This is a genomic window from Pseudomonas sp. JV449, from assembly GCF_032424295.1.
Classification (GTDB): domain Bacteria; phylum Pseudomonadota; class Gammaproteobacteria; order Pseudomonadales; family Pseudomonadaceae; genus Aquipseudomonas; species Aquipseudomonas marginalis.
The window spans coordinates 240,478-254,663 of the sequence record NZ_VYKD01000031.1 but is presented as its reverse complement, the minus strand read 5'-3'; the positions used below and the strand labels follow the sequence as shown (position 1 = coordinate 254,663).

Annotated in this window: 8 protein-coding genes; 3 read left to right on the top strand and 5 right to left on the bottom strand. The window is 62.5% G+C overall.

Translation table 11 applies throughout. From position 1 onward, the window contains the following. Nucleotides 1–1,243: 1,243 nt before the first annotated feature. Nucleotides 1,244–2,575, top strand: coding sequence for an ABC transporter substrate-binding protein (locus F6S08_RS27710; RefSeq protein ID WP_065927721.1), 1,332 nt, complete (start codon nucleotides 1,244–1,246; stop codon nucleotides 2,573–2,575). A gap of 3 nt (nucleotides 2,576–2,578) precedes the next feature. Here F6S08_RS27710 and F6S08_RS27705 read toward each other — a convergent pair whose 3' ends face one another. From F6S08_RS27705 to F6S08_RS27685, 5 genes are read right to left on the bottom strand one after another with little or no spacing between them, the layout of a single operon-like run. Further along, nucleotides 2,579–4,210 (bottom strand): dipeptide ABC transporter ATP-binding protein, encoded by a 1,632-nt coding sequence (locus F6S08_RS27705; RefSeq protein ID WP_065927720.1) that lies wholly within the window; start codon nucleotides 4,208–4,210, stop codon nucleotides 2,579–2,581. Further along, nucleotides 4,207–5,091 carry an ABC transporter permease gene (locus F6S08_RS27700; protein ID WP_065927719.1) on the bottom strand — a complete coding sequence of 295 codons (885 nt, stop codon included), beginning with the start codon at nucleotides 5,089–5,091 and terminating at the stop codon, nucleotides 4,207–4,209. The genes F6S08_RS27705 and F6S08_RS27700 overlap by 4 nt, the downstream gene beginning before the upstream one ends. Nucleotides 5,092–5,094: 3 nt before the next feature. Further along, on the bottom strand, nucleotides 5,095–6,045 hold the full coding sequence (locus F6S08_RS27695) for an ABC transporter permease (RefSeq protein ID WP_315872634.1): 951 nt from the start codon (nucleotides 6,043–6,045) through the stop codon (nucleotides 5,095–5,097). After that, complete coding sequence (locus F6S08_RS27690) at nucleotides 6,042–7,655, bottom strand: ABC transporter substrate-binding protein (protein WP_074846634.1); 1,614 nt, start codon at nucleotides 7,653–7,655, stop codon at nucleotides 6,042–6,044. Before F6S08_RS27690 ends, F6S08_RS27695 begins: the two co-directional genes overlap by 4 nt. 44 nt (nucleotides 7,656–7,699) lie before the next feature. After that, nucleotides 7,700–10,132, bottom strand: a complete 2,433-nt coding sequence (locus tag F6S08_RS27685) for a TonB-dependent receptor plug domain-containing protein (protein WP_065927716.1) — start codon at nucleotides 10,130–10,132, stop codon at nucleotides 7,700–7,702. A gap of 527 nt (nucleotides 10,133–10,659) precedes the next feature. On the opposite strand from F6S08_RS27685, the gene F6S08_RS27680 reads away from it, so the two are divergent. Both F6S08_RS27680 and F6S08_RS27675 read left to right on the top strand, forming a co-directional pair. After that, nucleotides 10,660–13,533 (top strand): PAS domain S-box protein, encoded by a 2,874-nt coding sequence (locus F6S08_RS27680; RefSeq protein WP_315872633.1) that lies wholly within the window; start codon nucleotides 10,660–10,662, stop codon nucleotides 13,531–13,533. Further along, the gene (locus F6S08_RS27675; protein ID WP_065927714.1) at nucleotides 13,533–14,162 is read left to right on the top strand and encodes a response regulator; all 630 of its coding nucleotides are present in this window, start codon (nucleotides 13,533–13,535) and stop codon (nucleotides 14,160–14,162) included. Before F6S08_RS27680 ends, F6S08_RS27675 begins: the two co-directional genes overlap by 1 nt. Nucleotides 14,163–14,186 lie beyond the last annotated feature (24 nt).

The window sequence follows — 14,186 nt, the reverse complement described above, 5'->3', positions numbered from 1 at the left end:
CCCCTGAGTAAACGCAGCTCAAAATGTAGGAGGGTAGCTTCCTTCCCTTATGGCTCAGGAGCCGACCACTATCTAACTGATGCCCCGCTACCTAAATGTGGGAGGGGGCTTGCTCCCTATGGCGGCCTGACAGCCGACCAGGATGTTAGATCATTTCGAGTATATATCCGTTGCTGCGGTCACGGCCGCTATGGGTTCCGCCCTTACTGCTGGTCACTTTTTTAAAAGAGCCCCAAAAGTAACCAAAAGGGCTCTTGCCCCAACACTCGGCACCTCGCCTAGGCTCGGTGTGCCCTCACTCCGGCTTTGGAGCGTGGGCCGCCGCAATGGGCCATCCTTGGCCCAGTGCGGCTAACCCGGCGTCCTGCCGGGTTACCCACGCTCCAAAGCCTGCGTTCGGCCAGCGTGTTTGACGGGGCGATCCCAGATCAAAAACAAAGCGAGGCGGCCTTAAAGCCGACCTGATCTTTGAAGCGTACGCGGTGTGGCTTCTACTTCCTTAATCGCTGACGAAGTCAGCAATCTTTTGATCTGCTCTGGCTCTGGCTCTGGCTCTGGCTCTGGCTCTGGCTCTGGCTTTTGATCTTGATCTCAGGCGCCCCGTTAAACACGCTGGCCGAACGCAGGCTTGAATCCGTGGGTAACCCGGCAGGACGCCGGGTTAGCCGTCCTGGGCCAAGGATGGCCCATGACGGCGGCCCACGGATTCAAGCCGGAGTGAGGGAACACCGAGCCTAAGCGAGGTGCCGAGTGTTGGGGCAAGAGCCCTTTTGGTTACTTTTGGGGCTCTTTTCCAAAAGTGACCCGCTGTAAGAGCGGAACCATAAGCAGCCGTGACCGCAGCAACGGATATGTACTCGGTCAAAGCCAACGACATGGTCGGCCCGAAGGCCGCCACGGAAGCAACCACCCTCACCACTCGGCACCTCGCCCAGGCCCGGTGTACCCGTCACCCGGTGAGTGCAGCAACGCTTTGGCGCCGTCCGGGCCATACCAGGCGTACCCGTAGTAGCGGTTGGTGAGGTTTTTCAGTTGCAGGTCAACCCTGACGACCGAGCGCGGTGTTGGTGGCGCAACAGCGGTTCAATAAAGTGTTCGATTCTCCTGGCGATGAAGGGTGACTGGTACAGCGCCAACCCTCGAAGTGAGGGGCTTCCAGGCTTGGCATGAATTGTGTTGTGACCCGATTGGCGCTGACCCGACAACGGGAGGGAAACCTCACCTTTCATAAGAAACCACACCCATGCACAACGTCTTGCATCGCACAGTCATCGCCAGCCTGCTGGCACTCGGCGCCTTGGGCGGGCCGGTTGCCCAGGCCGCCAACGATCAACAGTTCATCCCGCTGGCCACCTACCGGGTCGGCGCCTACGCTTCCAGCGGCATTCCGTGGTGGGCGGGGGAGATTGATTACTTCCGCTACATCAACGAAGTCGAAGGCGGCGTGAACGGCGTCAAGCTGGTCTGGCAGGAGTGCGAGACCGAGTGGAAGACCGACCGCATCATCGAATGCTATGAGCGCTACAAAGCCGGTCTCGACGGCGCACCCACCGGGTTCTTCTTCACCCACAGCACACCGGCCTCCTATGCGCTGATGGACCGTGCCGCCATTGACCACATCCCGCTGATCGATGGCGCCGGCGGGCGTACCGAATCCACCGATGGCCGCGTGTTTCCCTACGCGTTCCCGTTGTTGCTTAACTACTACGGCCAGGCGTCGGTGGGCATCAACTACATCGCCCAGCGCGAAGGCGGCCTGGACAAGCTCAAGGGCAAGAAGATCGTCACCGTCTATCACGACTCCGCCTACGGCCGCGAAACCCAGGCAGCCATGCAGTTGCTGGCGCAAAAATACGGGTTCGAGAACATCCAGATCCCCGTGGCCGATCCCGGCAACGAGCAGTCGACCCAATGGCGCCAGGTACGCCAGATCAACCCGGACTGGGTGTTCCTGCGCACCTGGGGCGTGTCCACCCCGGTCGGCATCAAGACCGCCGTGCGCTTTGGCATTCCCGTGGACCGCCTGATCGGGGATGTGTGGGCCGGCTCCGAAGCCGACGTGATACCCGCCGGCACCGCCGCTAAAGGCTACCAGGCGTTGGCGCCGTTCCCCGGTGGCGACAGTTTCGACATTCATAAAAAGCTCAGGCAGTTCATCCTCGATCCCGGCAAGAGCAACCTCAAGGACCCCAGCTACTTCGGCAAGGTCTACTACAACATCGGCCTGATCAACGCCGCGATTGCCGTCGAAGCGCTGCGCACCGGCCAGGCCAAATTCGGCAACCGCGCGCTGAACGGCGAGGAAACCCGCTGGGCGTTCGAGCACCTGGACATCGACGCCGCGCGCCTCAAGGCCATGGGCTTCGAAGGTCTGCTGGCACCGTTGAAGCTGTCCTGCGCGGACCACGAAGGTGGCGGCTCCGCCCGGGTGCAGCAGTGGGATGGGCAAAAATGGGTGCTGGTGACCGACTGGCTGCAGGCCGATCGCGCCACCTTGCGTCCGTTGATCGAAGCCAAGTCCGCCGCGTATGCCCAGGAGAAGGGCATCGTGGCGCGTGATTGCTCGGCACAGTAAACCTCAGGCGGCGCTTGCCGTAAGTTGCCGGCCAGGGATGGCGGCAATCAGTTCGCGGGTGTAGTCGCTGGCCGGCTGGTTGAAGATCTGCGCGACCGAGCCTTGCTCAACCACTCGGCCATTGCGCAGCACCAGCACCTCATGGGCGAAGTTGGCCACCACTGACAAGTCGTGGGACACCAGCACATAGGCAATGCCCATCTCCCGTTGCAGCTCTTCCAGCAGGTCGAGGATGCGCGCCTGCACCGACACGTCGAGGGCGCTGACCGGTTCATCCAGCAACAGCAGGTCGGGTTTCAACGCCAAGGCCCTGGCGATGGCGACCCGTTGGCACTGCCCACCCGACAGTTCACGGGGCAGACGATCCAGAAAGCTCACCGGCAGGTGCACGCGGCTGATCAACGCCCGCGCCGCCTGCTCCAGGGCGGCGCCCTTGAGCAAGCCAAACGACACCAGCGGCTCCACAATGCTGTCGAATACCGTGAAGCGCGGGTCCAGCGCCGCGAAGGGGTTTTGTTGCACCAGTTGCAGGCGTTGGCGCAACGGGCGGAAGTCGCGCCAGCTCAGGTCGGTGACGTCTTGCTGCTCGAACCGCACCCGGCCCTGGGTCGGCTTTTCCAGGCCCAGGGCGATACGCAGCGCGGTGCTCTTGCCCGAGCCGGACTCGCCGACGATGGCCAGGGTCTGGCCGGGGTAGACCTCCAGGCTCAGATCCTCCAGGGCCACGAAGGTCGAGGGCTCGCCCTTGACCTTGGGCAGGGCAAACGTCTTGCCGACGTTGTGCAGGCTCAGGATCGGCTCACGTCCCAGGTCGAGGTTGAGCAACGGTTCACGCCGCCTGGCGAAGGCGGGTGCGGCGGCGATCAGCGCGCGGGTGTAGTCGTGGCTGGGGTGCGCGAGGATCTGCCGTGGCGGACCTTGCTCTACCACTTCACCCTGTTGCATCACCAGGATGCGGTCGGCACGGTCGAGCGCCACGCCCAGGTCATGGGTGATGATCAGCAGGGAAATGCCGCGTTCACTGACCAGGCGCTGCAAGTGGTCGAGGATCTTGCGCTGCACGGTCACGTCGAGGGCGCTGGTGGGCTCGTCGGCGATGATCAGGCGCGGGTTGCCGGCCAGGGCGATGGCGATCAGCACGCGCTGGCGCATGCCGCCGGAGAGTTCATGGGGATACTGGCGTGCGCGAAGTACCGGCTTGTCGATGCCCACCTGTTGCAGCAGCTCGACAATGTCGGCGTCGACAGCGGGGTAGCGTTTGCCCTTGGCGAGTACCAGCGCCTCGGCGATTTGCTGGCCGATGCGCAATGTGGGGTTGAGGCTGACCATCGGGTCCTGGGGCACCAGGCCGATGGTGCGCCCACGCAGCTTGCGTTTCTGCCGTTCGCTGGCGTGGGTCAGGTTGTGGCCATCCACCCACAGTTCACCGGCGCCGATCTGCGCATTCTCGGGCAGCAGGCCTAGGATGGCGTTAGCCAGGGTGGATTTGCCCGAGCCGGACTCGCCGACAATCGCCACGGTCTCGCCCTGGGTGAGTGAAAACGACAGGCTGCGCACCGCCGGATTGAGCTGGCCGCCGGAACGGTAGTCGACACTCAGTTGGCGCACATCGATTAAAAGCGGCTGGGTGCTCATCGCTGGATCTCCTCGAACGTGCGGGCGATATGGTTGAGGCTGAACACCACGGCCACTAGGAACAGGCCAGGCAACAAGGACACCCACGGTGCAGTGATCAGGAAGTGGCGGCCGTTGGCTATCAAGGTGCCCCATTCCGCCGCCGGTGGGGCGGCGCCGAAACCGAGAAAACTCAAGCCTGCGGTGGCGAGGATCGCGGCGCCGAAATCCAGGGTCGCCAGCACGGCTACCGGGCCCCAGGCGTTGGGCAGGATGTGCCGCAACAACGTGCGGCCCCAACTGGCACCGCCCAGGCGAGCGGCTTCGACATAGGGCAGGGTTTTCACCCGCAGCACTTCGGCACGGGTGGTGCGGGCAAAGCCGGGAATGATGCCAATGCCCACGGCAATCGCCACGGGTACCGTACCGAAGCCAATGGCCGTGACAATCGCCAGGGCCAGCAACAGGCCGGGCAGGGCCAGCAGCACATCGACAAAGCGCATGATCAGGGCATCGATACGGCCACCGGCAAACCCGGACAAAATGCCCAGCCCCAACCCGCCCACCAGGGCGATGCCGACCGCCAGGGAGGCGGCCAGCACTGACAGGCTGGCGCCGTAGACCACGCGGGTGAACAGGTCGCGGCCCAGCTCATCGGTGCCAAACCAGTGGGTCAGGTTGGGGGCGCTGAGTTTGGCGGCGGGCGCGGTGGCGTAAGGGTCGAAGCTGCTCAGCAACTGCGGCGTCACGGCGGCGACCAGCGAGAACAGCACCACCAGCACCGCCAGGCTGAACCCTGGGCGGCGCAGCAATGGCAGGAGTGTCGCCGTTGCGCGTTGTAAGGGGCTGCGGCGGCGCCAGAGTGGTTCGCTGCGGATCAGTTTCCGGGTAAGCGTGGTCATGGTCTAGGACACCTTGGGCGTGTGGGAGATGCGCGGGTCGAGCCAGGGGTAAAGCAGGTCCACCAGCAGGTTCACCAGGACAAATGCCGCCGCCGAGACCGCGACGATGGCCAGCACCACCGGAATGTCCTGGCGCAGCACCGCTTCCTGGGCCAGGCGGCCGATGCCGGAGCGAGCGAAGATGGTTTCCACCAGCACCGCGCCGGACACGGTGTTACCCACCTGCAGGCCGATCAGGGTGAGGATCGGCAGCGCGGCGTTCCTGAACCCGTGGCGCGCCTGCACCTGGCCCCGGCTCAAGCCCTTGGCGTACGCAGTGACGATATAGGCCTCTTTCCACACGCCCTGGAAGCTGCGTTGCAGCACCTGGGCGTACACCGCTGCGCTGGGAATCGCCAGGGTGATCGCCGGCAGCACCAGGCTTTCAACCCCGCGGCTGCCAGTGGCGGGAAACCAACCCAGGCCAAACGCAAACACCTGGATCAACAGCAACCCCATCCAGAACACCGGCACCGAAAAGCCCAGGGACGGCAAGCGCGCCAATGCCTTTTTCAACGGTTGCCAGCGGATATACGCGGTGAGGTAAGCCAGGCCGATACCGCCGAGCAGCGAGAGCACAATCGCCAGGCCGGCCAGGGAAAGGGTCTGGGGAAGGCGTTCGGCGAGCAATTCGGCCACCGGGCGATTGAGTGACAGCGACTGCCCGAAGTCCCCGCGCAATGCCCCCAGCAGCAGGTCGATATATTGCTCGAACAGGCCTTTGTCCAAGCCGTAGTAGGCGCGCGCCTTGGCCAGGTCTTCCACCGACAGGGCGTCGGCTTCCATGCCGGACGCGCTGAGCATGATCGACAAGGTATCGCCCGGCAGCAGATAAAGGATGAAGTAGGTGATGCTATAGGCCCCCCATAGCACCAGCAGCGCCTGGCCGACCCGGCCGATCAGGTAGCGGCTCATGGCGTGCCGACCTCGATATCGCCCAGCAGCGCGAAGCCTTCGGCGGTCCAGCGGAAGTTTTTCACCTTGGGCGACGTCGCGGCCTGCCACACGCGCTCATACACCGGGAACGCTGAGCCCTCGTCGATCAGCAGGTCCTGCAGGTCGCCGTAGGCTGCCGCCCTTTGAGCGCTTTGGGTGGCGGTGATGCCGGCGTCAAACAGGCCCTTGGCGCGCTCAAGCACCTGCGGCTCAAAGATGTTCGTCGCTACGGTTGAGCTGTTGGCAGTACGTGGATCAAGGATGGTTTGCAGGATGATCGGATCGGCGCGGGTCATGTAGCTGATCGTCAGGTCGTAGTTGCCGGCGGAGTTGTTGGCGACCCATTCGGCACGCGTTACCACGCTGAGTTTTACCTCAATGCCGACTTTGCGCAGTTGGTCCTGCAGCAGCACATCGCCGGCGGTCTCGGCCTGCATGACGTTGTAGTTCAGGCTCAGGCGCTTACCGTCCTTCTGCCGATAGCCGTCTGCGCCTTTGGCCCAGCCGGCAGCGTCCAACAGGCGCTCGGCGCCCACCGGGTCATAGGCGAGCTTGGCGCCCTGGCTCTTGAAGTAAGGCGTGGTCACATCAAAGATGCCGTCTACCACCGCGAACTCGTCGTTGTAGACGGTACTCGCGTAGCTCTTGCGGTCGATGGCTTTCTGCACGGCGAGACGCACCTGTTTATCGGCCAATACGCGACCGCCACGGGTATTGGGCAACAGGTTCAGGGAGGGCCCCGGCAGCGAGCGGCTCTGGATGGTGGCGCCCTTGGATTGGAACAGTTTCAGGTCGACTTCCGAGAACGGGTTGCGGGGCCACAGGATGTCGGCCTTGCCTTGCAGGAACAGGCCGTTACGCACGCTTTCCTCGGGGATATAGGTGACGTCCACCGCATCCAGGTGCGCTTCGCCCTGGTTTTTCATATTGGCCGACGCCCAGGCGTAACCCTTGCGCTTGGTCAGGTGCGCGCCGACTTCCGGGGTGTAGCTGGCCAATACGAACGGGCCGGTGCCGATGATCTTGCCGAGTGAGCGTTCCTTGACGCTCAGCGCGTAGGAGGCCGGCGCGAGGATGGCCAGGTTGGTCGTGGAGGTCGCCTGCAGGAAGCCCGCATTGGGTTTGGCGAGCACCAGCTTGACGGTCAAGTCATCGACCACTTCGGCGTGATCAAAGCCTGCCAGGTACGTCGCGCCGAAGGTGGCCGGCAGCTCGGTCGCCAGTGCCTTGTTGCTGTCAAACGCGGTTTTCACGGCCTTGGCATCGAAGCGTTCGCCGTTGCTGAAGGTGACGTTGTCGCGCAGGTGGAAGGTGTAGGTCAACGCGTCGTCACTGACTTCCCAGCTTTTCGCCAGCCAGGGAATGATCCTGCCGGTCTGCGGGTCCTGGTCGGTGAGGGATTCGGCGATATTGCGCAGCAGCACCCGGTGTTCGAGCCAGTAGACCTGGAACGGATCAATGCTGACCAGGATGGTGTTGTCGCCAAAGAAGGCGATGTTCAGGGTCTTGCCGGCCTGGCTGTCACTGCCCGCAGGTGAGCAGGCGGCCAGGCTCAACATCAGGACGCAAGGGGCCAATAGACGGCTCATCAAGTTGGAGGTGTTCAATGGGATGCCCTCGTATGGCGATTGGCTTAGAAGTCGTAGGCCAGCTTGGTGTACCAGTAGCCACCGCCGGGGTAGAACGGCGGGTTACCGTAGGGCGCCAGGCCCAGGTTGCTGTAGACGGCGTGCCGGTCGGGGCGCACGTCGAAGATGTTGGTGCCGCCGATGCTGACGGTGATCTGGTCGACGAAGGTGTAGCTGACGTCCAGGTCGGTGATCCATTTCGCACCGAAGCTGCGGTCGCCGGAGGGGTTTACCGCCAGGGTCTTGACCGCACCGTAGCGGCTGGTTTGCAGGTTCACTGCGAGGTCCTCGACCTTCCAGTTGGCGCCCAGGATCCATTTGGTCTTGGGCGAGGCTTGCGTGAGATCGCCTTCGCGGTCGCGGCCCACCAGGGTGACGCCGGAGTTGGCCAGCGCACTCGGGGTGTCCCGTGTGCCTTCGATAGTGGTCTTGTTCCAGTTGAAGCCCAGGCTCCAGCGCACATCGCCCCAGGCATCCAGCGGCGTGGTGTGGTCGGCGACCACGTCCAGGCCACGGGTGCGGGTATCGAAGGCGTTGGTGTAGTAGTTGACCCAGGTCCCCGAGGGCACGCCTTGGGCGGTGAGGATGCCGTTGATCACGCCGTTGCCCTGATCGTAGATATTGCTGGTCAGGGCGATGCGGTCGTCGATGTCGATCAGGTAAGCGTCGGCGGTGATGCTGGTGCGCGGTGCCGGCTGCCAGGTCAAGCCCAGCCCGAGGTTGCGTGACTTTTCCGGCTTGAGGTCATCGCCACCCAAGGCCTTGGCCAGGTTGCTGCCCGACGGGGTCAGGCGGGTCACGGCGGGCACCACGTTGCCGTTCACGTCGACGGCCACCCGGTTGTCGGCCACGGTGTAGCCGATCTGGGTCAGGGATGGCGCCCGGAAGCCGGTGCCGACGGTGCCGCGCACGGCGACGCTGTCGGTCAACTCGTAGCGCGAATTCACTTTGAGGCCGAAGGTGTTGCCCGAGTCGTCATCGTAATGTTCGATGCGCCCGGCGACGTCGAGAAACCAGCGTTCGGTCAGGTCGAAGCCCAGGTCCAGGTAGCCGGCGTAGTTGTTGCGGATCAGGCTGACTTCATCCTCCGGGCGAATCGTCACCGCCGCCTGTGCGCCCGATGCCGCCGGGTAGGTGCCGGTGATATAGGCTTCGGGGTCACCGGCGAAGGTGCTGAAATGTTCCCAGCGATGCTCCAGGCCGGCCGACACTTGCACCGGCGAGGTCAGGTTGAACAGGCTGTCGTAGCGGCGGGTGACGTCCAGGTTGTTCACCCACTGCTCGAAGCGAAAGGTCGCCAGGTTGTCGAACCTGGTCGGCGAGGCGGTGCCCAGGGACGGGTTGATATTCAGGTCGCTGGAATGGTGGACGTTGTTGCGTCCGTAGGTGGTGCTCAGGTCCCAGTTCCACTCGGCCGCCTGGCCTTTGCCGCCGAACAGCAGTTGGTAGTCGCGGTCCTTGATGTTGTTCAGCGGGTAGTAGCCGTCGGGGAACACCTCGGGCACGGCGGCCCGGCCGGTCGGCAGGCGGAAGTAGTTGGCGGCCTCGGCATCGCGCTCGCCGTAGGTTGAGAACGAGTAGAGCGTCAGGTCTTCCAGGGGCAGTTCGGTGTTGTAGGCGAGGTTGAAGGCCTTCAGGTCGGGGTCGCCGTTCTTGATTGCCACGCGGTCCCAGGCCGCTTCCCTGGCCGGGTCGTTGAAGGCGCGTACGCTGCTGTCGGCCTTGTCGTTCCACGCGGCCTCGCCGCGTTTGCGGGCGTCGGCGGAGAGGTGGAAAAAGCCGCCGTCGCCCAGCTTGAAACCCTGGTCGCCGGCCACCTTGATCGTCTCACCCTGGCCGGAAAACAACTGGCCGTAGCTGGTTTCCAGATGCCCGCCGCTGTTGCCGGTCTTGAGGATGATATTGATCACCCCGGCCACGGCATCGGAACCGTACTGGGCCGCCGCGCTGTCTTTAAGCACCTCGATGTGGTCCACCGAACTGACCGGGATCAGGTCGATGTCCACCGCATTGGCGCCGCTGTTGTCGATCGACCCGCGCTGGCCGGTGGCGCCGTTGTGCCGGCGTTTGCCGTTGACCAGCACCAGGGTATAGGCCGGGCCGAGGCTGCGGTTGCTCAGGGGACGCGTCACCGAGTTGTAGCCGGCGATATTGGTGCCGAAGTTGAACGACGGCAGCAGCTTGGCAATCGCCTCGGACAACTCGGCGCGCCCGGTCTTGAGCAACTGTTCGCTGTTGATCACGTCAATCGGTGCCGGGCTGTCGGCCACGGTGCGTTGCTGGCCACGCAAACCGGTGGAGATCACGGTCACCGTATCGAGCTTGGCCTCGTCGGCGGCGGCTTCGGCGAAGGAGGGCGCGCCGGCCAGCAGCAGGGAACTGGTCAGCAGTGACAGGTGGAATCTTCTGCGGGGTAGGGGGGCGGCGATGTCTGGCATGTCGGGAAGGGTCCATGTAAGCCTGCTGAAGGCTCCTGGTGATCGGGGGTACGTCCTCCGCCAGGCATGGGGTCGGTGTGTGGAATGAAGATATCCCTATAAAAAACCGTGGGGAAAGTCTTTTTTGGAATAAGCTAATTATTAGATATTGTTATCTTGTAAATTTATAAGATCATCTATTTTTATTATGTGCAGGGCCTTGGCGTGGGTTGAGTGTTCGACATCCAAAACATCGACGTGGGGTGGCATGCCTGAGGTCGGCGTGAGGATTCCCTGCGGCTGAACGTAAATCTTTAGTCTGGCTGGCGCCGGCCGTAAATGAGACTACGATAGTCTCCATCAAGTGCCGGGCAACGCTATCCATAGGGTGTTGTTTTTGTGGGCACCCGTTGGGCATACATTCAATTGACTGGTTCGGTTACCGGCTTCGCCAGATACCCAGGCTTTTATGGGCCGAACCAGCAACAACTTTTGAAGTATTTACGGTGGGGTCTTCATCGTAAGCGTGGACGTATGCAGGAGCGGTAATGGCAGTCAAGGAAGTGCTGCAAACCCTTAAAGGCGTATTTGCCTGCCTGTCGGGTGCGGTTGTGGTCCTGGATCGATCTGCACGGGTCGTGTTGGGCAACCCTGCGTTTTCAACGTTGCAGTGTCAGAACGGCGTCTCTCCTGAGGCAAACACCGAGTTTCTCTCCTTGCTGCGCCCGCAGGACAGCCAGCTTTTTTATGCGGCGCTGGAAAAGGCCGATGGGCAATCCCGGGTGTGTTTCGAGGCGACCGCGAGGCAGTCCGGCCGGTTGAACCTGTCGATGACACCGTGGCGCGACGACTATTTTATTGTTGAAATCCTTCCCCTGCCTGGGCCCCCAACCGCGCATTCCCACAGCGAGCGCTTCTCCGAGATCCCCCTTGAAGCCATTTTCGATTCCTCCGGCACTGGCTTGGCCCTCGTGTCACTGGACGGTCGTTGGCTGAGGGCCAATAGCGTCATTTGCAGGCTGCTTGGCTACAGCGAGGCACAGCTGCAAAACACCACGTTCATGGCCTTGACCCACCCCGAAGACCGCGAAGTGGGCAAGCAGCTGATAGAAGAGTTGAAGGGCGGTGCACGGCAGGGCGCTACCTTGCATAAACGCTACATCCACCACGACGGCCAGGTTGTCTGGGTGCGCCTGACCGTGGGGCTGGTGCGGGACGACCAGGGGCAGCCGATCTGTTTTGTCTCCCAACTGGAAGACATCACCGAGAACTGGCAGCTTCGCGAAACCTTGCTGGGCAGCGAGCTGAAATTCCTCACCCTGGCGGAGAATTCCCCCAACATTATTGTTCGCTACGATCGCAACCTGTTGCGTACGTACGTCAACCCGACGTTCCTGCTCTTGACCGGCATGTCTTATGACGAGGCCATAGGCGCCAGCCCCAGGGAGCAGCCCGGCGATTACCTCGACCATCTGCGTCATGTGGCATCCACAGGCGAGACCGCTCAATTCCTCAACAGTTGGCCGGCCGGCCCCGGTGGTGAAGCGGTGAGTTGTGTCGTCAGCCTGATGGCTGAACGCAGCCCATCCGGTGAGGTGGCAGGCGTGCTCGCACTGGCCCACGACATCACTGAGTTGCGCAAACAGCAAGTGCTTGAGGACGCACGTCTGCGCATCTTCGAAACAATGGCCACGGGCGCCTCACTGGACGAAACCCTGGGGTTGCTGGTGAGCTATCTTCAACTGGCCTTGCCTCACTGTTCCTGTGGCGTAGTGCTTGCTGAACCGCAAAGCCTCGATTCGTCGGTATCCAAGCCTTCTTCCGCCTGCTGGTACGAGCCCATCCTCGACAATCAGGGGCAGACCCTTGGGGCTTTCGCGTTGTCGCGCTCGCCCGGCTCTGCGCTGGATGAGAGCGACCTGCAGCGCGTGCGCCAGACCTGCCACATTGCCGCGATTGCCATTGAACGCTGGCGCTCCGAATCCTTGCTCAGGGAGCGCGAGCGCCGCTACCGGGATATTTTCGACCATACCCTGGACATGTTGTGCCTGCTGGAAGCAGCGCCACGGGGTGAGCTGCGTTGTGTCGAGGTCAATCCGGCCCTGTTGCAGGTACTTGGGAAACCCCATGGCGAGGTTATTGGCGAGGCGCTGGCGTCGATATTTGGCCGGCTCAACGCGGAAAAAATCCAGGCCCTTCATGACCAATGCAGGGCCGCCGAACGGGTGGTGGAGTCAGAGGAGGGCATGGTGCTGCGCAACGAAGTGCGCAACCTGCACTTTACCCTGGTGCCGGTCGCCGACTCGGGCAGCTTGGGCCCGCGGGTCTTGGTGATCGGTCGTGATGTGACCCATTTGACCCGGGCCCGACAGAAAGAACTGGAACGCCAGCACGACATCAACGCCCTGGTGGAAAACAGCCCGGACGCCGTCGCTCGCTTGAGTGTTCTCGGGGAGGTGCTTTACGTCAATGCGCAGTTGCGAAAATGGGTGGGCGGGGCCTGGCCGGAACTGATGGGCATGCCCATGGATGAAGTGGTGCCCCTGAACGCCCAGTCCCAGCTTTTTCGAGAATTGGTGGCCCAGGTGATTCGCCAGAATAAAGCCACGGAACAGGAGTTCTTATTGTCGGGTTTGAAAACCGCGCCCAAGGTGGTGTTGATCCACTTTGTTCCCGAGGTCGACGGCCAGCGCGTTGTCAGCGTGCTGGCCGTCGGGCGCGATATTTCCAAGCTGCGCGCGGCGGAGCGGCGCCTGGCCAATTCCAACGCACAATTACGCGACCTGTCGACCCGCCGGGAAACGGCGCGGGAAGAGGAGCGCAAACTGATTGCCAGGGAGATCCATGACGAACTGGGCCAGCACCTGACGGCGCTGCGCATGGGCATCTCGTTGCTGAGGTTTCAGTTCGGCGCCGATACGCCTGAGCTCACCCCTCAGGTCGAGCGCTTGATGGGGCTGACCGACAAGACCATCCAGGTCGTGCGCAATGTGTCCACGAGCCTGCGCCCCTCCGCGCTGAACCTGGGGCTGGTGTCCGGTCTTGAATGGCTGACAGCCGAATTCGTCACCCTGACCCAGGTTCCCTGTGCGTTGAACCTGCCGCTGATTCCCCTGACCCTTCCGGATACCCACGTGACCGCAGCGTTTCGCATCGTGCAGGAATCGCTGACCAATATCGCGCGTTATGCCCAAGCGACGCAGGTCAGCGTCACCCTGAGCCCGCAGGAGACGCACTGGGTGCTCGAGGTCCAGGATAACGGCAAGGGCTTTGACCCCGATGCCGTCGGCCGCCAGACCCTGGGCTTGGCCGGCATGCGTGAGCGCGGCCTGATGCTGGGCGGCAAAGTGATCATTTTCAGTCATCCTGGGCAGGGCACTACGGTCCAGGCGTTCATTCCGATGCACAAGGATAGGTATTGATGATTCGCATGCTGATCGCCGATGACCACACCATCATGCGCGAAGGGCTCAAGCAACTATTCTCGCTGGTCGCCGACGTGCAGGTGGTGGCCGAAGCCGAGAGTGGTACGCAACTGATCGAACTGTTGCGCCAAGTCGAGATCGACCTGTTGCTGCTCGACATGAATATGCCGGGTATCAGCGGCGAGATTCTGATTGCGCGCCTGCATACCCAATACCCGAAACTGCCGATTCTGGTGTTGAGCATGCATAACGAAATCCATATCGCGCAACGGGCATTACGCGCCGGTGCACTTGGCTACCTGACCAAGGACCGCGATCCCGAAACCCTGTTGGTCGCGATGCGTCGAGTGGTCAGTGGCCAACGCTACCTGGACCCCGGGCTGGCGGAACAGATCGCGCTGCAAAGCAGTGGCTTGAAGCAGCAGACCTTTGTCGAGAGTTTGTCCGATCGCGAGTTCCAGATCCTGCGCCTGCTGGCGCACGGTATGAGCGTCAACCAGATCGCCGAGCAGTTGGTCATCAGTAACAAGACGGTCAGCACCCACAAGACCCGGCTGATGGAAAAAATGGGGTTTTCCTCCACCGCAGACATTGTGCGCTTCGCCATGACCCTGGGTATTTCGTGAAGCGTGTACGGGGGTAGGGATTTT

Coding starts and splice junctions, on each gene's coding strand:
- F6S08_RS27710 (WP_065927721.1), top strand. CDS start 1,244: ATGCACAACGTCTTGCATCGCACAGTCATCGCCAGCCTGCTGGCACTC.
- F6S08_RS27705 (WP_065927720.1), bottom strand. CDS start 4,210: ATGAGCACCCAGCCGCTTTTAATCGATGTGCGCCAACTGAGTGTCGAC.
- F6S08_RS27700 (WP_065927719.1), bottom strand. CDS start 5,091: ATGACCACGCTTACCCGGAAACTGATCCGCAGCGAACCACTCTGGCGC.
- F6S08_RS27695 (WP_315872634.1), bottom strand. CDS start 6,045: ATGAGCCGCTACCTGATCGGCCGGGTCGGCCAGGCGCTGCTGGTGCTA.
- F6S08_RS27690 (WP_074846634.1), bottom strand. CDS start 7,655: ATGAGCCGTCTATTGGCCCCTTGCGTCCTGATGTTGAGCCTGGCCGCC.
- F6S08_RS27685 (WP_065927716.1), bottom strand. CDS start 10,132: ATGCCAGACATCGCCGCCCCCCTACCCCGCAGAAGATTCCACCTGTCA.
- F6S08_RS27680 (WP_315872633.1), top strand. CDS start 10,660: ATGGCAGTCAAGGAAGTGCTGCAAACCCTTAAAGGCGTATTTGCCTGC.
- F6S08_RS27675 (WP_065927714.1), top strand. CDS start 13,533: ATGATTCGCATGCTGATCGCCGATGACCACACCATCATGCGCGAAGGG.